At 65.9% G+C, this 21,253-nt stretch carries 23 protein-coding genes; 14 read left to right on the forward strand and 9 right to left on the reverse strand.

Annotated features, from left to right (window positions below):
- Positions 1–65: 65 nt before the first annotated feature.
- Positions 66–941, forward strand: a complete 876-nt coding sequence (locus tag QFZ46_RS06685) for a LysR family transcriptional regulator (RefSeq protein ID WP_307359671.1) — start codon at positions 66–68, stop codon at positions 939–941.
- Between the two features lie 137 nt (positions 942–1,078).
- Here QFZ46_RS06685 and QFZ46_RS06690 read toward each other — a convergent pair whose 3' ends face one another.
- Together QFZ46_RS06690 and QFZ46_RS06695 are read right to left on the reverse strand one after the other, a co-directional pair.
- Positions 1,079–2,014: a GNAT family N-acetyltransferase gene (locus QFZ46_RS06690; protein ID WP_307359674.1), complete on the reverse strand. Its 936-nt coding sequence runs from the start codon at positions 2,012–2,014 to the stop codon at positions 1,079–1,081.
- Positions 2,015–2,108: 94 nt separating this feature from the next.
- Positions 2,109–2,888, reverse strand: a complete 780-nt coding sequence (locus QFZ46_RS06695) for an alpha/beta fold hydrolase (protein WP_307359676.1) — start codon at positions 2,886–2,888, stop codon at positions 2,109–2,111.
- A gap of 172 nt (positions 2,889–3,060) precedes the next feature.
- Between QFZ46_RS06695 and QFZ46_RS06700 the strand changes: the two genes are divergently transcribed.
- The 3 genes from QFZ46_RS06700 to QFZ46_RS06710 all read left to right on the forward strand — a co-directional run bounded on the left by QFZ46_RS06700 (position 3,061) and on the right by QFZ46_RS06710 (position 5,410).
- Positions 3,061–3,411 carry a DHCW motif cupin fold protein gene (locus QFZ46_RS06700; protein ID WP_307359678.1) on the forward strand — a complete coding sequence of 117 codons (351 nt, stop codon included), beginning with the start codon at positions 3,061–3,063 and terminating at the stop codon, positions 3,409–3,411.
- A gap of 120 nt (positions 3,412–3,531) precedes the next feature.
- A complete protein-coding gene (locus QFZ46_RS06705; protein ID WP_307364516.1) occupies positions 3,532–4,527 on the forward strand; it encodes an NADP-dependent oxidoreductase in 996 nt (331 codons plus the stop codon).
- Between the two features lie 25 nt (positions 4,528–4,552).
- Positions 4,553–5,410 carry an alpha/beta fold hydrolase gene (locus QFZ46_RS06710; protein ID WP_307359680.1) on the forward strand — a complete coding sequence of 286 codons (858 nt, stop codon included), beginning with the start codon at positions 4,553–4,555 and terminating at the stop codon, positions 5,408–5,410.
- Between the two features lie 63 nt (positions 5,411–5,473).
- On the opposite strand, the gene QFZ46_RS06715 is transcribed toward QFZ46_RS06710, so the two are convergent.
- Together QFZ46_RS06715 and QFZ46_RS06720 are read right to left on the reverse strand one after the other, a co-directional pair.
- Complete coding sequence (locus QFZ46_RS06715; protein ID WP_307359682.1) at positions 5,474–5,998, reverse strand: PaaI family thioesterase; 525 nt, start codon at positions 5,996–5,998, stop codon at positions 5,474–5,476.
- Positions 5,995–6,606, reverse strand: coding sequence for a TetR/AcrR family transcriptional regulator (locus QFZ46_RS06720; RefSeq protein ID WP_307359684.1), 612 nt, complete (start codon positions 6,604–6,606; stop codon positions 5,995–5,997). The genes QFZ46_RS06715 and QFZ46_RS06720 overlap by 4 nt, the downstream gene beginning before the upstream one ends.
- Before the next feature lie 166 nt (positions 6,607–6,772).
- Here QFZ46_RS06720 and QFZ46_RS06725 point away from each other — a divergent pair, with 166 nt between their 5' ends.
- Positions 6,773–7,486, forward strand: coding sequence for an SDR family oxidoreductase (locus QFZ46_RS06725; protein ID WP_307359685.1), 714 nt, complete (start codon positions 6,773–6,775; stop codon positions 7,484–7,486).
- Between the two features lie 25 nt (positions 7,487–7,511).
- Here QFZ46_RS06725 and QFZ46_RS06730 read toward each other — a convergent pair whose 3' ends face one another.
- Both QFZ46_RS06730 and QFZ46_RS06735 read right to left on the reverse strand, forming a co-directional pair.
- Complete coding sequence (locus tag QFZ46_RS06730; protein ID WP_307359686.1) at positions 7,512–8,630, reverse strand: epoxide hydrolase family protein; 1,119 nt, start codon at positions 8,628–8,630, stop codon at positions 7,512–7,514.
- A 38-nt stretch (positions 8,631–8,668) separates the two neighbouring features.
- Positions 8,669–9,331 carry a TetR/AcrR family transcriptional regulator gene (locus tag QFZ46_RS06735; RefSeq protein ID WP_307359688.1) on the reverse strand — a complete coding sequence of 221 codons (663 nt, stop codon included), beginning with the start codon at positions 9,329–9,331 and terminating at the stop codon, positions 8,669–8,671.
- A gap of 188 nt (positions 9,332–9,519) precedes the next feature.
- Between QFZ46_RS06735 and QFZ46_RS06740 the strand changes: the two genes are divergently transcribed.
- The 3 genes from QFZ46_RS06740 (at position 9,520) to QFZ46_RS06750 (ending at position 11,959) form a co-directional block, all read left to right on the forward strand.
- Positions 9,520–10,146, forward strand: coding sequence for an NADPH-dependent F420 reductase (locus tag QFZ46_RS06740; protein ID WP_307359691.1), 627 nt, complete (start codon positions 9,520–9,522; stop codon positions 10,144–10,146).
- 2 nt (positions 10,147–10,148) lie between these two features.
- A complete protein-coding gene (locus tag QFZ46_RS06745) occupies positions 10,149–10,883 on the forward strand; it encodes an SDR family NAD(P)-dependent oxidoreductase (protein WP_307359692.1) in 735 nt (244 codons plus the stop codon).
- A 197-nt stretch (positions 10,884–11,080) separates the two neighbouring features.
- A complete protein-coding gene (locus QFZ46_RS06750) occupies positions 11,081–11,959 on the forward strand; it encodes an SMP-30/gluconolactonase/LRE family protein (protein WP_307359695.1) in 879 nt (292 codons plus the stop codon).
- A gap of 6 nt (positions 11,960–11,965) precedes the next feature.
- Here QFZ46_RS06750 and QFZ46_RS06755 read toward each other — a convergent pair whose 3' ends face one another.
- On the reverse strand, positions 11,966–12,556 hold the full coding sequence (locus QFZ46_RS06755) for a TetR/AcrR family transcriptional regulator (protein WP_307359697.1): 591 nt from the start codon (positions 12,554–12,556) through the stop codon (positions 11,966–11,968).
- A gap of 106 nt (positions 12,557–12,662) precedes the next feature.
- Between QFZ46_RS06755 and QFZ46_RS06760 the strand changes: the two genes are divergently transcribed.
- Genes QFZ46_RS06760 through QFZ46_RS06770 form a run of 3 tightly spaced genes read left to right on the forward strand, consistent with a single transcriptional unit; the run spans position 12,663 to position 15,119 of the window.
- Positions 12,663–13,094, forward strand: a complete 432-nt coding sequence (locus QFZ46_RS06760; RefSeq protein WP_307359699.1) for an organic hydroperoxide resistance protein — start codon at positions 12,663–12,665, stop codon at positions 13,092–13,094.
- Between the two features lie 31 nt (positions 13,095–13,125).
- Positions 13,126–13,701, forward strand: coding sequence for a hypothetical protein (locus QFZ46_RS06765; protein WP_307359701.1), 576 nt, complete (start codon positions 13,126–13,128; stop codon positions 13,699–13,701).
- The gene (locus QFZ46_RS06770) at positions 13,701–15,119 is read left to right on the forward strand and encodes a dihydrolipoyl dehydrogenase family protein (RefSeq protein WP_307359703.1); all 1,419 of its coding nucleotides are present in this window, start codon (positions 13,701–13,703) and stop codon (positions 15,117–15,119) included. Before QFZ46_RS06765 ends, QFZ46_RS06770 begins: the two co-directional genes overlap by 1 nt.
- Before the next feature lie 120 nt (positions 15,120–15,239).
- Here the strand turns inward: QFZ46_RS06770 and QFZ46_RS06775 are convergent, their stop codons facing one another.
- The gene (locus QFZ46_RS06775) at positions 15,240–16,862 is read right to left on the reverse strand and encodes a molybdopterin-dependent oxidoreductase (protein ID WP_307359705.1); all 1,623 of its coding nucleotides are present in this window, start codon (positions 16,860–16,862) and stop codon (positions 15,240–15,242) included.
- Positions 16,863–16,971: 109 nt separating this feature from the next.
- Here QFZ46_RS06775 and cls point away from each other — a divergent pair, with 109 nt between their 5' ends.
- Positions 16,972–18,444, forward strand: a complete 1,473-nt coding sequence (gene cls / locus QFZ46_RS06780; RefSeq protein ID WP_307359707.1) for a cardiolipin synthase — start codon at positions 16,972–16,974, stop codon at positions 18,442–18,444.
- Positions 18,445–18,466: 22 nt separating this feature from the next.
- Here the strand turns inward: cls and QFZ46_RS06785 are convergent, their stop codons facing one another.
- Positions 18,467–19,372 carry an SMP-30/gluconolactonase/LRE family protein gene (locus QFZ46_RS06785; protein WP_307359710.1) on the reverse strand — a complete coding sequence of 302 codons (906 nt, stop codon included), beginning with the start codon at positions 19,370–19,372 and terminating at the stop codon, positions 18,467–18,469.
- A 111-nt stretch (positions 19,373–19,483) separates the two neighbouring features.
- Between QFZ46_RS06785 and QFZ46_RS06790 the strand changes: the two genes are divergently transcribed.
- Together QFZ46_RS06790 and QFZ46_RS06795 are read left to right on the forward strand one after the other, a co-directional pair.
- On the forward strand, positions 19,484–20,401 hold the full coding sequence (locus QFZ46_RS06790; protein ID WP_307359713.1) for a dihydrodipicolinate synthase family protein: 918 nt from the start codon (positions 19,484–19,486) through the stop codon (positions 20,399–20,401).
- A complete protein-coding gene (locus QFZ46_RS06795; RefSeq protein WP_307359714.1) occupies positions 20,398–21,117 on the forward strand; it encodes an SDR family NAD(P)-dependent oxidoreductase in 720 nt (239 codons plus the stop codon). The genes QFZ46_RS06790 and QFZ46_RS06795 overlap by 4 nt, the downstream gene beginning before the upstream one ends.
- Positions 21,118–21,253 lie beyond the last annotated feature (136 nt).

Genomic DNA, 21,253 nt, shown 5'->3' on the forward strand with positions numbered 1-21,253 from the left:
GCTCTCATTACTTCCAATGACCAATTGGCAAGTTCGTATAAGTTCTAGGAATGGATATTCGCCTGATGCGCGCATTCGTATCGGCTGCGGACAGGCCGACCTTCAGTGAGGCCGCCGCTGCGCTGTCGATCACGCAGCCGGCCTTCACCAAGCAGATCCAGCAGCTGGAATCCCTGGTGGGAACGCCGTTGTTCCGCAGAGGTCGTCACGGAGCCGTGCTGACGTCCGCGGGTACGGCACTCTTGGAGCACGCCCGGTCGATCGTTGAGCTCACCGATCGGTTCGACGCCAGGGCGAAGCGCATGTCGACCGGAGACGAAGGCCACTTGACCGTCGGATTCGGACTCTCGAGCATCACCGTCGCTCCCCGCGCGGTCGCGGCGTATCGTTCGAGCTCTCCTGGCGTGTCGGTGCGCCTGGAGGACATGTCCTCGTCCGCGCAGATCGAGGGCGTGCGAAGCGGGGAGCTGGACATCGCCTTCGCGCGCATGCCCGTCCCGCAGGACCTGCGCGCCGTCTCCGTGCTCTCAGATCGGCTGGCGATCGCACATCCAGAGGCATGGGAGGCGCCGCCTGACGAGCCCTCACCCGCCCGGTGGTTGCACGAGCATCCGCTCGTCCGACTGTCCTCTGGGCGCGGCCCCGGTCTGGCGGCCCAGGCAGCCCGCTATCTCGCCCATATCGGGGCTCCGTCAGACACCATCCAGGAAGCTGACGACCTGCAGACCGTTCTCGCCCTCGTAGCCGCGGGGGTCGGAGCGGCGATCGTCCCGGAGAGCGCGCGCAACATCGCCCCGGCTCGCGTGTCGATGCACCGCCTCGACGGTGAGAGCGCGAGCTGGACGGTGGGCGTGGTCTGGCGCGCCGACAACGAGACGCCCGTAGTCCGATCCTTCCTCGACGAACTCGCCCGGATCTCCGACGGCGCATCGCGCACCTAGCGTGTATCCAACGTGCCCTCCGAGCGCCGCGTCGAGCGGCACTCCCGGCCGGACGAATCGTGAGGTCCGACGTTCGAATTACCTGAGCGCAGATGACTCAGCGGCATGCGCGCCCAGACGCTGCCTGTTGCATTCGATCAGTTCCATGACATGTTGATGAGGCGTTCGAACGTGGGATAGCCGCCGCACGCGAAGGCGTTCGCCATGGGTACGTTTCCGACATCGGTAGAGGCGCGGATGTGGTCTGCCCCTGCCCCGCCGAGAACCCGAGTTCCCTCGGAGAGGATGCCGTGGATGTAGCCCCTGCCGCGATGATCGGGGAGCACGCCGATGTAGGCGATGATCGGGTGGTACGAATTCCGGGCAGGGAACACGAAGCCGACCTCGTCTCCGTCCTCATTCACGGCCACGCGCCACCACTCGCGCGGGCTCGAGTACTTCTGGAATTCGCCCTCGTACTGTGACCTCGCAACCGCGCGCGCGTCGTCGCCGGCGAGCTCCTCCACGCTGTGCGCGTCGAGGGTCCCGGATAGGACGAGCGCAGTCAGATCGAGCAGCTCGTCCTCAGAGCGGAACGGGCGAAACGACAACCGTGCGTCCGGCGGTGGGATAGGTGTGCCGGCCCGCCACTCCATACGGAGCCTCTCCACCACGACGCGGGCACCAGAGGCCTCCATCACTTCGATGAGCATCTCTGTTTCGCGGCGGGAGTCGGGATGCTCTCGCCAGTCCGCCGACAGGTAACGGGCGAACTCCGGGGGGCTGTTCAGCGTTGTGATGACCTCTCCCCGAGCGGCCTCGAGCAGAGCGGCGGCGACTCGGCGCTGCTCGTCCTCAGAGAGCGTGATATCGGTATCGAAGATGTCGAGTTGGGTGGGAGTGTCGCCACCGGGAGGACTCCACAGCGAGAGGCGACCCACGAGGCGTTCGTCCCGGGTCGCCAGCCACATCCACTCTTCGCGCCGCCGGCCCTTTTCGAGGTCATCGGCGACCTCGTGATTGAGCACATACGGAAGGCTGAGGAACAGCCCGAGGTCGTCAGCACCGCGGTAATGGCGGATTTCAAAAGTCATCGCGACCCCTCTTCGACAGCGATACCGGCACATCCGCCACTGTACGTTCGAGTCCGCCTCCGGCATAAATCGCTGGTCGCGTCCGGCCCGCGAATCAACCAGCGATACGTGCCGCCACGATCCGGGCCGTCGCCGCAGGATCCATCCGGTGCCCCACCGACTCCGACACCTGCAGGAACTCGGCATGCGGCATCATCTCGGCAAGACGCGATGCCGCGGTCACGAGAATCGGCATCGTCTCGTCCCCGCACAGAATGGTCACCGGCATCCGCACTCCGAGCATCTCGGTGGACGGCGTCGACACGCGCCTGGTCACGAGGGTGTCGTAGATCGTCGACCTTCCGAGTCGTGAGATCTGGGCGAACGCCGGCGAGGCCCGGAACTGCTCGATGAACGATTCCGGCAGACCGACGGCCTCCCGCTGGAACAGCACGACGGCCTCTTCAGGATGTCCGTCGTCGACGAACGCCTGAAGGCGATCTTCGAGATCTTCCGCGGGGTCGCCCTCACCGAATCGGAACGGCGGCTCGGAGAGGAACAGGCGAGACATCGGCACACCTTCTCCCGCCGCGTACAGCGCGAGGATCGCCCCGGACGAATGTCCGATCACGGCGGCATCGGTGCCGGATGCAGCGACGACCGCCGCCAGGTCCTCCACCTCACGCTCCGGCGCGGCCAGCGCGCTGTCTCCGCTGTCGCCGCGGGCACGACGGTCGTAGGTGATCGTCCGCAGTCCCGCTTCGGCGAAGGCGTGCGCAACCTCTGTGGCATCACGAGCGGTCGACAGAGCGCCGTTCACGATGACGACGGTCGGGCCCGCACCGACCTCGTGCATCGCGATGAGAGTTCCGTCTGCAGAGGTGGCGTGATCCATTCTTCAAGGCAACACCCGCACTGCGGGCGCGTCAAGATTCTCCAGCAATCTCGCCGCCGATCCTGATAGACCCGACCACCTCCGCCACGCTCGCGATCGACGCAATCGCGACGCTCTATCCGACTAGGTTGGGGGTTCGTGGACACGAGAGCTTGTGACGGATGGGGCAGACATGACTGATGAGCAGGCCGGCCCGGTGCCAGGGCAGCACGCGTTCTCCACAACCGACTGGGACGCCATCGCTCCGACCGTTCACCCAGGCGAATCAGGGAAGGCGCTCTGGCGCACCAAGACCATCGGAGCACTGCGCCTGCGCAAGGTGGAGTACACGCCCCGCTATCTGGCCGATCATTGGTGCTCGCGCGGGCACGTGCTGCTCGTATTGAACGGCGAGTTGCATACAGAGCTCGATGACGGCCGGGTCGTGACACTTCACGCCGGCCAGAGCTACGAAGTCGCGAACGACCAGGAAGCACATCGATCATCGACGACGACGGGCGCGACGCTCTTCATCGTCGATTGACGGCGCCTCACACTTCCCGTCCCACTGACACTCGCGGTGGGAGCAAGGCGGCGGCTTGACTTCGTTTCTGAGTACGCTCATAATTGAGTGCAACCGGAACGAGTTCGAGGAGATGGAATGATGCGCGCATTCGTGTTCGACAAGTACAAGGAGGTCGTCCACGAGGCGGACGTGCCGGAGCCGGTCGTGGGTGACCGCGACGTCTTGGTACGAGTGGATGCCGCCGGCGTGAACCAACTGGATGAGAAGATCCGCGAAGGGGAATTCAAGGCGATCCTGCCGTACAAGACTCCCCTGGTACTCGGACACGACCTCGCCGGAACCGTCATCCGCACCGGGTCGAAGGTGCAGGGCTTCACGCCCGGCGATCGCGTCTTCGGTCGGCCGCGCGACGGGCGGATCGGAACGTTCGCCGAGCGCATCGCCATCGACGAGACCGACCTCGCCCTGGCGCCGACCTCGATCAGCCCGGTGGAGGCCGCGTCCTTGCCGCTGGTCGCGCTGACCGCATGGCAGGCGCTCGTCGTCCGGGGCAAGGTACAACAAGGTCAGAAGGTACTCATCCACGCAGGTGCCGGCGGCGTGGGATCGATCACGATCCAGCTCGCCAAGCACCTCGGAGCGTACGTCGCCACAACCGCTTCCGGCAAGAACGCGGACTTCGTCCGCGACCTGGGCGCGGACGTGGTGATCGACTACCGCAGCCAGGACTTCGAGAAGGAGCTCTCCGGCTACGACCTGGTGCTGGACAGTCTCGGCGGTGCGAACCTCGAGAAGTCGCTGCGTATCCTGCGTCCTGGCGGCACGGCGATCGGGATCTCCGGCCCGCCCGACCCTGCATTCGCGAAGAAGGCCGGCATGAACCCGGTGCTGCGACTGGCGGTCACCGCATTGAGCGGCAAGATCCGCCGACAGGCGAAAAAGCTCGGAGTGACCTACGAGTTCCTCTTCATGAGCGCGAACGGACACCAGCTCCGCAAGATCGCGGCCCTCGTCGAGGATGGCACCCTCCGCCCGGTGGTCGGCAAGACGTTCACGTTCGACGAGACCCCGGATGCCCTCGATTCCCTGGCCAAGGGCGGCATCAACGGCAAGACCGTCATCACCGGCGCCTGACACGAACCACGAAGGAGTCACCATCATGAACGCCACCCACGAGCCGGTCATCGCCTCATACGCGAAGGCCCCGGCCAAGACCATCGCCGCCGCCGGCATCGACTTCGCCTACCGCGAGCTCGGGCCGAAGGGCGATATCCCGGTCGTCTTCTTCGTGCACCTCGCCGCGACCCTCGACAACTGGGACCCGCGCATCATCGACGCCATCGCGAGCACACGCCACGTGATCACGTTCGATCAGCGCGGCGTCGGAGGATCCTCCGGCACCGTACCCGATACTCTGGAGGCGGCCGCAGACGACGCTTACTCCTTCATCACAGCCCTCGGCTTCGACAAGATCGACGTCTTCTCCTTCTCCATGGGAGGGATGATCGCGCAGGATCTCGTCGTCAAGCATCCGCATCTGGTCCGCAAGCTCGTGCTGACCGGCACCGGCCCGCGCGGTGGGAAAGACATGGACAAGGTCGTGGCCGTCACATACTGGGACATCCTCCGTTCTGTGGTCGCACGTTCGGATCCGAAGGAGTTCCTCTTCTTCAACCGCGACAGGGCGGGCAAGCAGGCAGGCAAGGCGTTCGTGGAACGGCTCAAGGAACGGACCATCGACCGCGATGCACCGATCGGCAACAAGGCGTTCGGCACTCAGCTGAAGGCCATCCAGCGGTACGGCCGCTCTGCGTCGTCCGACCTTTCGATCATCACCCAGCCGACGCTGATCGCCAACGGGGACAACGACCGCATGGTTCCTTCGATCCTCTCGTCCGACCTGCACCGGCGCATCAAGGACTCCGAGCTGATCATCTACCCGAACTCAGGCCACGGCGGCATCTTCCAGTACTGGGAGGAGTTCGCTCCGGTCGCCGCGAAGTTCCTCGCCCCGTGACCTGCGGGGGCCACCGCTGACCGCAAGAAGGACGAGGTTCGACGCGCCGCGACGCGGCCATGCCTACGAGGCAGCGTCCAGCTGGATGATCAGACAGGTGCTGGATGCTGTCGCAAGCACGCGACCTTCACTGTCACGGATGTCGGCTTCGGCGAACGAGGCGCTGCGTCCGCGGCGAGTCACCCATCCGTGCGCTGTCACCTGTCCGGTGTCGGCGGTGATCGGGCGGAGGAACGACACCTTGATCTCGAGGCTCGTGTAGCCGACGCCGGCGGGCAGCGTCGTGTGCACGGCGCATCCGCACACCGAATCGAGCACGGTGGCGAAGAACCCGCCGTGCACCGAGCCGATCGGGTTGTAGTGCGACTCGTCGGGCACCGCCGTCATCACGACATCCCCGTCATCGATCGTGACGAAGTCGAGGCCGATGTGGCTGCTGATCGGCGGCGGCGGGGTGTCACCTGCCGCGACTGCGCGCAACTGCTCCAGCCCTGTGCGGGCGAACAGGGCTCGTTTGTCGCGCCCAGGCACTTCGTAGTGGAGAGTGCGCGAGCGGGTCGACGGAGCGCCCAGGTTCTGATTCGTCATGAGCGTCCTGAGGGAAGAATCGCGGCGACCTGCGAGCGGATGCTCGCAAGGATCTCCTGGTTGCTCGAGCCGGCATTCACGCTCGCGGCCATCTCCAGGAACATGATCGCCGAGACCACCCGCGCGATCGTCGACGCCGCGGGCGCGTCGAGCCCCGCCCGATCGATCAGCGTGGCCGCAATGGCCGCCTCGGTCTGCCCCACGATGGACAGCGCTTCGGCGTGATGCGGCTCGCTCGGGTCGCCGAAGACCATCTCACGAAGATACGTGCGCCCGTTGTCGACCTGAGTGCGGTTGCATTCGACGACCGGTGCGACCAGCGCCAGAACTCCGGCGAGCACATCCGGTGCATCAGCCGCCGCGGAGCGGCCTCGTTCCAGCGCGGTGGCATAGCGGGCATTCTGCACCAGCAGCAACAGCTCACCCTTGGTCTTCGCATACAGGAACAGCGTGCCGGTGCCGATGTCCGCAGCATCCGCTATCTGCTGAGTGGTGACATCATCGACGCCATGCTTGGCGAAGAGCTCTGTCGCGGCTGCGGTGATGCGGTCGAGCTTGGCCTGCTTGTTCCGCTCGCGTCGCCCGAGCTGCTGTGACGCCACCTGCATTTTGCTCCTCCTGGAATAACTCATGACTGGCCTCAGTTATGAGTGTAGTCAATGTCGCATGAGACTCGAACGTGGCTCTGCTCATTCTTCCATGCGGGTGCGAGACGACGAGGCCCGCGCCCGAGGCATTGACAGCCAACAGATCACGACCAGAAAGAAGCCCATCATGACTTCATTGAACGGCGCCATCGTCCTCATCACCGGAGCGAACGGGGGAATCGGGGCGCACTTCGTCCGCGAGGCGCTCGCCCGCGGCGCAGCAAAGGTATACGCCACCGCCCGCACCCCGCGCGAGTGGGACGACGAGCGCATCGTGCCACTCGCCCTCGACGTGACGGACTCGGCATCCATCCGTGCTGCCGTCGAGGCCGCACCCGACGTGACGATACTGATCAACAACGCGGGCGCATCAGTGTCGACTCCCGGCATCCTCACCCACTCCGACGAGGAGATCCGCCGGAACGTCGAGACGAACTTCCTCGGTCCGCTGTTCCTGACCCGCGCCTTCGCTCCCGTGCTCACGGCGAACGACGGCGAGAAGGCGATCATCGACATCCATTCGGCGCTGGCCTGGTACGCCACCGCCGGCATCTACTCCGCGACCAAGGCCGCCCTGTGGTCCGCGACGAACTCCCTTCGCCTCGAGCTCCAGCCCCTCGGCGTCCAGGTCGTAGGTGTGCACGTCGGTTGGGTCGACACCGCCATGGCCGCGCACACCACCGACCCGAAGCTCGACCCCGCCGTGCTCGTCACCAAGGTGCTCGACGCCACTGAGGCGGGCGAGTACGAAGTGCTCGCGGATGACACCTCCGTGAACGTCAGGGCCGCGCTCTCGGCACCGCTCGAGGCGCTCTACCCCCAGCTCGCCACGACGAAGTAGACCGACGACGCAGCACTGGGTGCGACTACCCCGAGGAGTCAAGACCTGCGAAGAAGGTACGGATGTCATCGGCAAGATCTTCGGTCGCCTCGATGGCAGCGAAGTGTCCGCCCCGCGCGAAGACGGTGTACCGCTGAAGGTTGTGCGTACGCTCCGCCCATTCGCGGGGCGGATACTGCAGATCGGCGGGGAACAGCCCCAGCGCGGTCGGGACCGTCACGTAATCGTGTGGCGGGTACACGTCGTAGTAGGGACGCAACGAGGTGCCGATCGTGTTGGTGAACCAGTAGAGGCTCGCCTGCGTGAGGAGAAAGTCATCGTCGATGGGACGAGGGGAAGCACGCCGATCGCTCCACCCCCGGTACTTTTCGAGGATCCAGCTCAGCAGCCCCACCGGAGAGTCCGAGAGCGCGAACGCAAGCGTCATCGGGCGCGTGCGGTGCTGGTGCATGTACGAGCCCTCCACGTCGAGCCAGGTCGCGACCCGCGCCCTGTGCGCACGCTCGTCTGCAGTGAGCGTCGACTCGTCCAGTTCCTGCGGCACCCCCACGGAAAGGATGTGAACACCTCGAACCGATTCGGGATGAGCCGCCGCGAGGCGCGACGTGATTCCTGCACCGAGATCACCCCCGTGCGCGAAGAAGCGCGTGGCGCCGAGCGCGGCCATGACGCGATGCCACACCTCATGGGTGGGTACGCGCGGCGGCGACGAGTCGGGCTGATCGGAGAAGGTGAAGCCGGGCAACGAAGGAACGATGACGGTGAATCCCAGGGCTCCGCTGAGACCGAAATCCTCCGGTCTGGAAAGTCGACGTGCCAGATTCACCAGCTCATACGCGGTGCTCGGCCAGCCATTGGTCAGAAGCAACCAGGGCGCCGTCGGCTCACTCGCGTCGAACCTCAGATAGTGCACCTGCTGACCGTCGATACTGACCGTATTGGACGGAAGCGCATTGATCTCGGCTTCCACGGCCCGCCAGTCGAAACCATCCGCCCAGTAATCGGCGAGGCGGCGAAGTTCTCGAACGTCCGTTCCGGCGGCCCAGGGATCAGTGGGCCACGGCCGCGGCCAACGGTTAGCCCGCAGTCGAGCGCGCAGCTCCCGTAGGTCGTGTTCGGAGACTGAGATCAGCGGCGATTGCATGCGGTGCTCCGTTTCGAATGTCCCCGGAATGTCGGTTTCTAGTCCACCGAGTTGAGTTGAACCATGGCGTCGTAGAGCTGCGCGTCCGTCATCGGCGGCTCGGGGATCGGATGCGCCCGCTCAGCCCGGTAAGCGTCGAGCATGAGGTGGAGGTGACGCCGCCACGCATTGGGGACGGTGGTGCTGGTGGCGTCGATCATCCGACCGTTGGACCAGATGAGGTTGACGATGTCGGCCCGTGTGATGTCCGGGCGCGCCTCACCTGCATCTTGGGCTCGAGTGAGCACGTCTTCGATCTGCCGACACATCTCGTCGTGGATGCGCTCGGTGTCAGCGCTGCCGGGAAAGCGCCGGGAGAGGAAGTCGTTGAAACCGCGGTCGCCCGCCTGCACGCGGAACAGGTTCTCCAGGTAGTAGACGAATCCTTCCCACGGGTCGTCGATCTCGAGAGCCTTCTTGGAACCGTCCATGAACTCCCGGAGTTGAGGCTCAAGGGCGGCCAGGAGCAGGTCCAGACGGGTCGGGAAGTGGCGATACAGGGTCCCGATGGCAACCTCAGCGTCGCGAGCGATCCTTTCCAAGGAGGCATCCACGCCTCTGGCGGCGAACTCGCGCCGGGCCGCAGCGATGAGCCTGACATGACGCTCCTGCGCGTCACGACGCCGGGGCGTCCGTGTCCGATCAACATCGCTGATGCTCATCCATCCAGATTACCTCGGAATCGGAGGGGGTCCTCCGATTCCGAGGTATCTTGCACACTCCGGAATAGATGAGGCACCCCTCCGGTTCAATCCACTAACCGGAGGGGTACCTCACCTTGACGGGTCGAGTCACTTGCCGACGACTTCCGCCGGTTCACTGACATAGGCACAACACGAAGGAGCACATCATGAGCGGCATCAGCATCATCGGCTCGGGCAACATGGCCAGTGCCATCGGCGCCCTGGCTCTCAAGGGCGGCAACACGGTCGAGATCGTCAGCAGGAACTCGGGCAAAGCTGAGGCCCTGGCACGGGCGCTCGGTGACGGCGCCACCGTCGGAACGTGGCGCGCAGCGCCGACAGGGGACATCGTCATCCTGGCCGTGCTGTTCGCAGGCGCCGTACCGGTGGTCAGCGAGTACGGCGACGCGCTTGCCGGCAAGATCATCGTCGACATCACGAATCCCTTCAACGCCGACGCCTCGGGGCTGGCCGTCCCTGATGGCAGCTCCGTCGCGCAGATGGTCGCCGAGGCGTCTCCCCCAGACGCCCACGTCGTGAAGGCGTTCAACACGCTCTTCAGCCACGTCCTGGCCGCCGGCGAACCGGTGGACGTGTTCATGGCGGGCGGTGACACGCAGGCCAAGGCGACCGTCTCGGCCTTCATCACGAGCCTCGGGCTTCGGCCCCGCGACGCGGGTGACCTGCAGATGGCGCACTGGCTGGAGAGCGCAAGCCTGCTGGAGATGGGTCTGGCCCGGAACGGCCTGGGGTTCAACATCTCCCTCGGCGTCAATCTCGGAGGAACGGAGTAGTCATGGGAAAGCTCGATGGCAAGGTCGCGGTGATCACAGGCGCGACGAGTGGCATGGCGTTGACCGGTGCCAGGTTGTTCGTGGATGAAGGGGCTCACGTCTTCATCTCGGGTCGACGCAAGGACGCGGTGGATGAAGCCGTGAAGCTGATCGGCCGGAATGCGACCGGCGTGCAAGCCGATTCGGCCGACCTCGCTGATCTTGATCGACTGTTCGAGACGGTCGCGCAGGAGAAGGGCAGGATCGACGTGCTGTGGACCAGCGCCGGAGGCGGCGAGCAGGGCAGGCTCGGTGAGATCACCGCGGAGCAGTTCGATGCCGCCTTCTCGCTGAATGCGCGCGGCACGCTGTTCACGGTTCAAAAGGCGCTGCCGCTCTTCAACGATGGCGGCTCGATCTTCATGACCGGATCCAACGCTTCCCTGCGGGGCTACCCCGATTGGAGCGTGTACGCCGCGAGCAAGGCCGTACTGCCCGCCTACGCGCGGGTATGGGTGGCCGAGTTGAGAGACAGGAGGATCCGGGTGAATGTCCTCACCCCCGGTCAGGTCGCCACGCCGATGATGGGCGACGCGTTGAGCGCGGAGATGAAGACGGCGTTCGAGTCAGTGATCCCACGTCGAGAGATGGGCCACCCCGAGGAGATCGCATCGGTCGCGTTGTTCCTCGCGTCGGATGACTCGAGCTACGTGAATGGCCAGGAGCTCGTCGTCGACGGCGGCACGACAGTGATCTGAACGTGTCGGGTGCCCTCGTCTGGATTCCGATCCGCGATGGCACCCGACCCGCGCACGGCCCGCACGACCTGCTCGTCCGTCAACCACACAAGGAACACACGTCATGGCCACGTCTTGGCTCGCCATGGCGTGCGAATTTCGATCTCTCCTCAACATCATCCATCCGTCTACGCTGAGGCACGAACGGAAGGGCGTCGATGACGAACGAGACGGACCTGCTCCCCCACGGCTCGGCCGTCGAGCGGCTTGCCACCGGAGCGACCTGGTCGGAGGGGCCGCTGTGGATCCCCGATGAAGGAGCCCTGCGATGGAGCGACATCCCTGGGAACCGCATCCTGCGCTGGGATGCCGCGACCTCCGAGGTGAGCGTGCATCGCAGCGATGTGGAATTCACCAACGGACGGATGCTGGATCGCGACGGCAACGTCGTGCAATGCTCGCACGGTCGACGTCGTCTGGAACGGGAATTGCCCGACGGCACGGTCACCGAGATCGTCAGCCGCTGGGGCGAGCACCGGTTGAACTCCCCGAACGATGTGGCACTGGCACCGGACGGGTCCTACTGGTTCACCGACCCGGACTATGGGATCACTCAGCCGCGTGAGGGGCATCCGGGTATCCGCGAGTACGGCGGCTGCCGGGTCTTCCGATGGTCGGATGCCGATGGCCTCACTTCCGTGATCGACGATATGGACCGCCCGAACGGGATCGCATTCTCGCCAGATGGTCGCACCGTCTACGTCACAGACACGGGAGCGGAACTCGGCGCCCGCCGGGACCACCGAATCCGCGCCTACGACGTCAACGGGCCTCAGGCGAGCACAGGCCGGGAGTTCGCCGCGATCGAGGTCGGTCTGCCCGACGGCATCGCGGTCGATGTCGACGGCCGCGTCTGGTCGTCCGCCGGCGACGGCATCCATGTCTTCTCACCGGACGGGACGGAAGTGCTCTTCATTCCGGTCCCCGAGGTGGTCGCCAATCTCTGCTTCGGCGGTGACGACGGCAGCGACCTCTTCATCGCCGCGACGACCAGCCTCTACCGCATCCGCACTTCGACGAAGGCGGCTGGGTTCTGACACCGGTCATGCGGGCGTGAGGATCGACATGAATGCCGCCTCGAGCGACCCCGCGACGGACGACGAGTCCCCAAGGTAACCGTTCACCATCGCACCGTCTCGAAGAATCATGAGCTGGTTCGCAACCGATCCGATGTCTCGTACGCCGACTTGTGCAGCGATCTCGGCGAAAAGGCCGACCATCCATCCGCGGTGCGCGGCGACGGCGATGCGTACGGGATCCTCGGGGTCTGCGAACTCTGCTGCCGCGTTGATGAACGCGCAGCCGCGGAATCCCGGACTGCAGCTGGCTGCACCGATGTCCTCGGCGATAGTGCGCGCTCTCGCGAGCGGGTCTTCCCCGCGCGCGGTGCTCTCCATCCACGCCCTCTCGGCCGCTGACTGCTGCTCCAGATAGGCCACCACAAGATCGCTCTTCGTGCGGAAGTGGCGATAGAAAGTGACCTTCGTGATGCCGACCTGCTCGATGATCCGATCAGCGCTCGTCGCCCGGATCCCGTGGCTGTAGAAAAGCTCGTTGGCTGCGTCGAGTATCCGCTGTCGAGTACCTGCGCCGCTCGTTTTCCGCGCTGAGGGCTCGGGGTTGTCGTCGTGCACTTCGGGCTCCGATCCTGATCGAGCTGGTTGCGCCAGCCCTGAAAGCAGTCTATGGTTTCTCAAGTAGACGTACTAGTAACTCTACCTCAACGATCAAGGAGACATCATGTCCGCATCCCTCTACACCGCCGTCGCTACGTCCACTGGTGACGGTCGCGCCGGAGGCCGCGCCGCCACCGACGACGGCCTCCTCGACGTGACGCTCGCGATCCCGACCTCCATGGGGGGACCCGGCGGAGCGACCAACCCGGAGCAGCTCTTCGCGGCCGGTTGGTCGTCGTGCTTCCACTCGGCCCTGAAGCTCGTCGCCTCGCAGCGCAAGCTGAAGCTGATCGACTCCACGGTGACTGCCGAGATCGCGGTCGTACCGACGGAAGCGGGCGGTTTCACTCTGGGCGCGACGCTCAAGGTCCACATCGGCAACGGGATGGATCCCGAGGTGGCCGAAAGCCTCACGGCTGCGGCGCACGAGGTGTGCCCGTACTCCGCCGCAACTCGCGGCAACATCCCCGTCACCCTCACCACGACCACCGCCTGAACGCGGCCCTTCAACGAAAGCAACACACATCATGACTTCGTCAGCAACAACATCCACGTCGGCATCCACCTCGACGTTCGGTACGTCACTTCGCCGTCTGTACTTCATCCGCTTCGCCTTCGCCGTCGTCTGGGCCGGCTCGGTGTTCGCGACCGCGACCATGGCGGGCCCCGTCCTGACAGCACTACTGGTCGTCTACCCGCTGTTCGACGCGGGCGCAGTGCTCTGGCAACTCCGCGCCAACCCCGACTCGCAGCGGTCCAAGGCCGCGGAATGGATCAACGTCGTCGTCAGCGTCATCATCGCGATCGCCCTCGGCGTCGCATCGACGATCTCGATCGCCGCAGCCCTCGCCGTCTGGGGCGCGTGGGCCATCGGCGCCGGCATCCCGCAGTTGATCGCCGCCATCCGCAACCGTCGCGCTGGTGGCCAGGTGCCGCAGATGCTCAGCGGCGGCATCTCCGTGTTCGCGGGGAGCGGGTTCCTGTTCCAGGGCCTCCAGGGCGCCGGAAACATCGCCGGAGTGGCCGGATACGCCACCCTCGGCGCCATCTTCTTCCTCGTCTCGGCCATTCGACTGAGCATGATCCTGCGGAAGAAGGCATGATGTCGGATCAGGAGAAGAGCTTCGATTACGATCTGATCGTCATCGGGGCCGGAGCCGTCGGCGAGAACGTCGCCGACTACGCCAAGAAGCGCGGCGTGAGTGTTGCGATCATCGAGTCGGAACTGGTCGGCGGCGAGTGCTCCTATTGGGCATGCATGCCCTCGAAGGCGCTACTGCGCAGCGGCCACGCGATCCGTGCGGCTCGTCGCCTCGCCGGAGCCCGAGATGCGATCACCGGCACGATCGACGCGTCTGCCGTCCTCGCTCGGCGGACGGCATTCACCGATCAATGGAAGGATGACAACCAGGTGTCCTGGTTGAATACGGCCGGAATCGACCTGATCCGTGGCCACGGGCGCATCGTCGGCCCCGGCCAGGTTCGGGTCGCCGGCCATACCTACTCCGCGCGCGCTGTCGCGGTGGCGACCGGCTCGATCCCCGCGCTGCCCCCGATTCCAGGGCTCGCGGATGCTTCACCGTGGGGCACCCGCGAAGCAACGTCGACCGACAGCATCCCGCCTCGACTCATCATCATCGGAGGCGGAGTCGCCGGTACCGAATTGGCCTTCGCTTTCTCATCGCTCGGGTCGCACGTGACGATGCTCTCGCGCACCAGTCTCCTGGACCGCGAAGAGCCCTTCGTGGGGGTGCACGTGGCCGCAGCTCTGGCCGACGAGGGAGTGGACGTGCAGATCGGAGTTTCTCCGGCGCTGGTCGCTCGCGATGCCGAAGGCACTGTCACCGTGGCCCTGGACGATGGCGCCGAGCACGAAGCCGACGAAGTCCTGGTCGCCACAGGGCGTCGCCCCAGCACTGCTGACGTCGGCCTGGAGACGATCGGGCTCATACCAGGCGCACCGCTCGCCGTCGACGACACGATGCTGGTCGAAGGAACCGACTGGCTCTACGCCGTCGGAGACGCGAACGGCCGAGCACTGCTCACCCACCAGGGAAAGTACCAGGCTCGGGCGGCCGGCGAGGCGATCGCCGCGCGCCTGCAGGGAGCCGCAGTGCGGGACGAGCAGTGGGGACAGCACGTCGCCTCAGCGGACCATGCAGCGGTTCCACGCGTGGTGTTCTCCGATCCCGAGGTCGCCGCCGTGGGACTCACTGAGAGCGGCGCTCGCGAGTCGGGGCTGCGCACCCGTGCGGTGGAGTACGACTTGGGGTGGGTTGCGGGTGCCAAGCTCCACGCCGATCACTACGCCGGCCGAGCCAAGCTCGTCATCGATGAAGACAGGCACGTCATCGTCGGAGCCACGTTCGTCGGGCAGGATGTCGCTGAGCTCCTGCATTCGGCGACCATCGCAATCGTCGGCGAAGTCTCGATAGAGCGGCTCTGGCACGCGGTGCCCGCCTATCCCACCATCAGCGAGGTGTGGCTCCGTCTCCTCGAGGCCTACGGTCGCCCTCGCTGATCGCCCGAGATGCTCGGTGCAGCCCGGAGTTCAGGGACGCGCCGAGCAACCTCGTCGGCGGTGTGCGCCACCCCACCGCACCTCGTCGGTACCCGGGTGGCGCTGTGCACCGTACTCATGTCAGGTGACGCGGATGAGCGAGCGCTGCCAACCCGATGATCCGTTCGGCGCGATGGGCGCTCGTTCCTCGATCTGCAGGTCACCGTTCTTGTTGATCGCACGGACCGCGACGTAGTGCGTGCCCGGTGTCGCGTCCCACTCCATGAACCACTGCACCCAGGTGTCGTCATTGATGGGCGTCGACGTGGTGACCGGCATCCACTCCCCATCATCGATGCGCACCTCGACGCGCTCGATGCCGACCGACTGCGCCCAGGCGACGCCTGCGATCGGGATACGTCCTGCCGGTACCGCTTCGCCGATGCTCGGAGTGTCGAGGCGTGACGAGAATTTGATCGGCGCCTCGGCGCTGTACCCGCGCGGCGTCCAGTACGCCTCATCGTCCGCGAAGGTCGTGACCTTGAGCTCGGTGAGCCACTTGGTTGCCGAAACGTACCCGTAGAGACCGGGCACGACCATTCGCACCGGGAAGCCGTGCTCGAGCGGCAGCGGCTCGCCGTTCATGGCAACTGCGAGGATCGCGTCGCGCTCGTCGTCGACCAGCGCAGACAGCGGCGTGCTCGCGGTGTACCCGTCGACGCTGCGCGACAGCACCATGTCGGCGCCGGACTTGACCCCGGCCTTCTTCAGCACGTCGCGTAGCGGCACGCCCAGCCACATCGCATTGCCGACGAGCTCTCCGCCGACCTCGTTCGAGACGCAGGTCAGGGTGATGGCGTACTCATCGAGCCCCATGTCGAGGATGTCCTGGAACGTCATCTCCACGCGCTGGTCGACCATGCCATCGATCACGAGGCGCCACGTCTCCGGGTCGATCGTGGGAACCGTGAGCGCGGTGTCGACGCGGTAGAAATCCTTGTTCGGGGTGAAGAGCGGGCTCAGACCCTTGATGTCGAGTTCCGCACCGGCAGGCACCGTCACGCTCGTCCGGGGCGCCGGAAGCTTGAGTGCACTGCGGATCGACTCGACCGACGCCACTGCCATGCTCACGGCTCGCGCGGTGATGCCGACGACGATGGCAGATGCGCCGGAGATCGCGGCGAGGATGAAGAAGCGTCGGCGGTCGAACCCGGTCCGGGCAGCTTCGCCGTCAGCAGCCTCGATGCCCGCGCTGTCCTTCGCGTTGTCCTTCGCGCTGTCCTCGCCCTTCCGATCGACGACGATGGAAGCCCGCCACGCGCGCAGACGTCGCGACAGGAGTACGAGGATGATGGAGCCGGCGATCGTCCCGAGAACGGGCGGGAGAAAGGCGAGTGGCGTCACGCCGGCGCGGGTCACGATCGCGGCGGTCGAGAGAACGCCCGCGATCACGAGTGCGATCACTCCGAGAGGAGGGCGCAGATACTGAAGGATGCCGGAGATCGCCGAGGCGATGATCACGGCAAGGCCGAGTCCGGCCAGCAACGCGATCTTGTCGTACTCACCGAAAGTGGCGATCGCGAATTCCTTGAAGGGCTGCGGCACGATGTCGATCACGAACCCGCCCACCGCGAGGAGGGGGCTGGCCGCGCGCGCGAACAGCAGCGCGAACAGCTCGGCGGTCGCGAGGAATACTGCGCCGCCGATCACGCCCGCGACGGCCGCCCAGGCGATGAATCGCTTGCCACTCTTGCGTTCGGCCACGGTCTCCTCCAACGTCGCATGTGAAGTGCGCTCCCCCGTTGTTCGGAGCCGGAGAACTATCGGATGTGATTCCTCCCCCGATCAACACGTCATGCGGCACACTGCATGAATGGACTCCCTTCTTCTGGCCAACCTCGGCTGGCTGTTGAGCGCTCTCGCGATTCTCGCCATCAACGTCGGCGCGCTGATCGTCATCCCGCGGGGGCGCAAGCCCACCGCTGCCATGTCGTGGCTGCTGCTGATCTTCCTGCTGCCGATCGTCGGTCTCGTGCTGTTCCTGCTCATCGGCAACGTCAAGCTGCCGAAGAGGCGCCGTGCCGAGCAGGCACGCATCGACGGGATCATCCGTGATCGGGTCGCGGCCGCTGACGCACAGGTCGACTCCTCGACCTGGCCGACCTGGTTCACGCGCGTCACTGCGCAGAACGAGAAGCTCACCGGCCTGCCGCTCGTCGACGGCAACACGGCAGAGCTGATCGACGACTACGAGGCGTCGATCGCCGCGATGGCCGCCGCCATCGACGCCGCCGAACGATACGTGCACGTCGAGTACTACATCGCGAGCTGGGACAAGACCACGGGGGTCTTCTTCACCGCGATGGAGAATGCCGTGTCACGCGGGGTCACCGTGCGCCTGCTCGCCGATCACATCGCGTCGCGGAAGGTCGCGAATGCCGAGCAGACGTTCGCCGAACTCGACAGAATCGGTGTGAAGTGGTCGTGGATGCTGCCGGTGCAGCCCCTCAAACGCAAGTATCAGCGCCCGGACCTGCGCAACCACCGCAAGCTCGTCGTGGTGGACGGGCACATCGCGTTCATCGGTTCCCAGAACCTCATCGACCGCACGTACAACGCGCCGAAGAACATCAGCCGCGGCCTGAAATGGCAGGAGCTGGTGTCACGCGTCGACGGTCCCGCTGTCGCCCAGATCGACGCTGTCTTCCTCTCCGATTGGCTCATCGAGACGGGGGATCTGCTCGAAGACGAGACGGTTCCAGCAGCGCATATCCCGGCGAGTGCGTCCGCTGACGCGCTCGTGTGCCAGCTCATTCCGAGCGGCCCGGGGTACGAGACCGAGAACAATCTGCGACTGTTCTTGTCACTGATCCACGGCGCGACAGACCGCGTCATCATCACGAGCCCCTACTTCGTCCCGGACGAGGCGATGGTCTACGCGATCACCACGGCTCGTCAGCGCGGCCTTGAAGTGCAGCTCTTCGTCTCCGAGCTCGGCGATCAGGGCATGGTCTACCACGCGCAGCGCTCGTACTACGACGCACTGCTGGAGGCCGGCGTGCGCATCTTCCTGTACCCGGCGCCGTTCATCCTCCACGCAAAGCACTTCTCCATCGACGACGACATCGCAGTGATCGGATCCAGCAACATGGACATCCGCTCATTCAGCCTCAACATGGAGGTTTCGATGATGGTGCGCGGCGCCTCATTCGTCGCCCAGATGCGTGAGGTCGAACAGGCCTACCGTGATGCCGGCCGCGAGCTCACCCTCGACGAATGGCGGCGCGAGCCGGCCAAGGCCACATTCCTGGACGGTGTCGCGAGGCTGACCTCGGCGCTGAACTAAGGCGCACCACCAGTACCGACGGTCACCGGAACCGGATGTCGTCAGAGACCGACGGCGACTTTCCGCGCCACGGGAACGCTGGGGCACCGCCGACTTCGACGTCCACTCCGAGCAGCGCACCGTCTGCATCAGTGGGGTGCGACAGACCCACGCTCGCCGTCGTGATCACGAGCAGTCGATCGACCAGCGCTACGGCGGTGGGACGAGTCGCCGGGAGCTCGATCGTCTCCAGCAGTGCACCCGACGGTGAGTAGCGGCGCACCTCGCCGGCATCCCAGACCGCGACCCAGAGCATCCCCTCGAGATCGATCGTCATCCCGTCCGGATTGCCGCCCTCGACCTCGCACACGGTGCGCCGATTCTTGAGCTGCCCGTCGGGCGCGACATCGAACGCCTCGATACTCCGGTGCGGAAGCGTGTCGATGTAGTACAGCGTCTCGCCGGTCGGGCTGAACGCGAGCCCGTTCGACACGGTCACCCCTCCAAGCCGTTCCGTGGCTGCGCCCTCGGGATCGATGCTCCACAGCGCACAGTGCGGAGCCCTGGGCATGGACTGGCTGCCGACCCAAAAGCGTCCGAACGGATCGCCACCGCCGTCGTTCATGTAGCTTCCGGCTGCGGCAATGCCTGTAGCGATCGGCGTGACCGTCCCGTCGTCCCCCACGTGCACGAAGTCACGATCGACGGCGACCGCCCACCCGGCCCCCGGCTCAGCCAGCGGAATCGGTGCACCGATCTGCGCGCCGACCTTCACCGCCGATACCGGCACGACCGTTCCCTCGACGAGAAGCCCCCGATGGAGCGATCCCGTCGCCATGTCGATCCAGGCCAGCCCTCCATCGCGGCCGTCCCACCGAGGGGACTCGGCCTGCACGTATCGCTCCCCCGAGATGATCTCGACGGTTCGTGAGGGCGTGGTGCGCGACATCAGTGTCATCCTTCAGTGGTGGTCGTACCCGATATATGGCAGACTAACTCACAATATGCATACGGCTTGCGATACTCGCGAATCAATGATGATGAAGTAGGGAATTGTTCGATGGCTCCGACGCTCCACGGCTTGATGCCGATCCTGGCCACTCCTTTCGATGAGACGGGCGCGCTCGACCGCGTGAGCCTTCGCCGCCTGGTCGAGTTCGAGCTCGCCTCCGGCGTCGACGGCGTGGCCGTCTTCGGAATGGCGAGCGAAGGATTCGCGCTCACAGGCGACGAGCGACGCGTCATCCTCGACGATGTCGTCGGCATCGTCGCAGGCCGCGTGCCCGTGATCGCCGGGGTGAACGGCACCTCGACCGCCACCTCGATCGAGCAGGCCCTTGTCGCCGAAGAGGGCGGCGCCGACGCCCTCATGGTGCTGCCGCCGTTCATGGTCAAGCCGCCGGCGGCCACCCTCGTGGACTTCTACGGCGACGTCGCGTCCGCAACATCACTGTCGATCATGGTGCAGGATGCCCCCGGCGTCACGGCCGTCACCATGCCGCCCTCGCTCATCGCTGAGCTCGCACGACTCGACGGCGTCGACTCGGTGAAGATCGAGTCGCCACCCACAGCGCCCAAGGTCGGCGCAGTCGTAGATGCCATCGGCGACGCCGACTTCGCGGTGCTCGGCGGGCAGAACGCGCAGTTCTGCCTCGAGGAGTACGCCCGGGGTGCCGTCGGCACGATGCCCGCATGCGAGTTCTCCGACCTGCTCGCTCCTGTACTCGCGCACTTCACCGCGGGGCGCGTCGAACAGGCGCGCGCAGACTTCCGTCGTATGCTCCCTCTCGTGCTGGTAGGGCTGCAGGGCGGCATCGCATGGGCGGTGCACAAGGAGGTCCTCGTCGCGCGCGGCATCATCGAGCACGCGACCGTCCGGTACCCGGCAGCGCGCCTGGATGCCGGCAGCCGTGCCGCCGTCGACCTCGTGATCGAGGAGCTCGAGCTTCCTCCCCTGCCGATCGCGATCCGCGTGTGAACCGCCGCGGCGTACTGCTGATCGGCGGCACATCAGACATTGGCCTCGCGATCGCCCGCGCCTTCGTCGAACGCGGCGACGCTGTCGTCGGAGTGGGGCTCGAGGCGTCCACCGACCCCGTCTTCGCGCAGTACATCGTCGCCGACTGCAGCCGATCGGATGCCGCGACGCAAACGGTGTCCGACGCCGAAGAGGCTCTCGGGCGGATCGACGTCGTCGTGCTCGCCGCCGCCCGCATGCCCATCGACCGAGCGGATGCCACGACCGATGAGGACTGGCGCAGCGCTTTCGCAGCAACAGTCGACTCCGCGTTCTACGTCACCCGTGCCGTGCTTCCCCGTCTGGACTCCGGCTCCTCGATCATCGCGGTGACCTCGGTCAATGCCTCGCTGGCGGCTCCCGGCGTGCCGGCGTATGCCTCGGCGAAAGCGGCCGTCGAAGGTCTCGTGCGGCAGCTCGCGCTCGAATACGGCCCCCGGGGGATCCGCGTCAATGCCGTGGCGCCAGGGAGCATCTCGGCGGCGGATACCGGCGAGAGCGAGGGCTACCCGCTCGGACGCATCGGTCGCCCGGACGAGGTGGCCGCGGTCGTGGCGTTCCTCGGATCAGACGCCGCCTCTTTCATCACCGGTGCGACGATCCCGGTCGACGGCGGTCTGTCGATCTCTTCTCCTGCGGCGTGGCTGAAGCCGTCGCTGCGCGAGCGCTGGCTCTGAGCCCTCGCCTCACCGCCGCCCCTCCGCCCGCGTTGCCGGTCGGCCGGCGGATGCCGCGGCCCGCGGGTGCCGGATCGGATGCCGGATGCCGGATGCCGGATGCCGGGAGAAAAATGCCGGTTCTCCACGTCGGAGG

Origin of the sequence: Microbacterium murale (assembly GCF_030815955.1) — a bacterium.
GTDB classification, from domain to species: domain Bacteria; phylum Actinomycetota; class Actinomycetes; order Actinomycetales; family Microbacteriaceae; genus Microbacterium; species Microbacterium murale_A.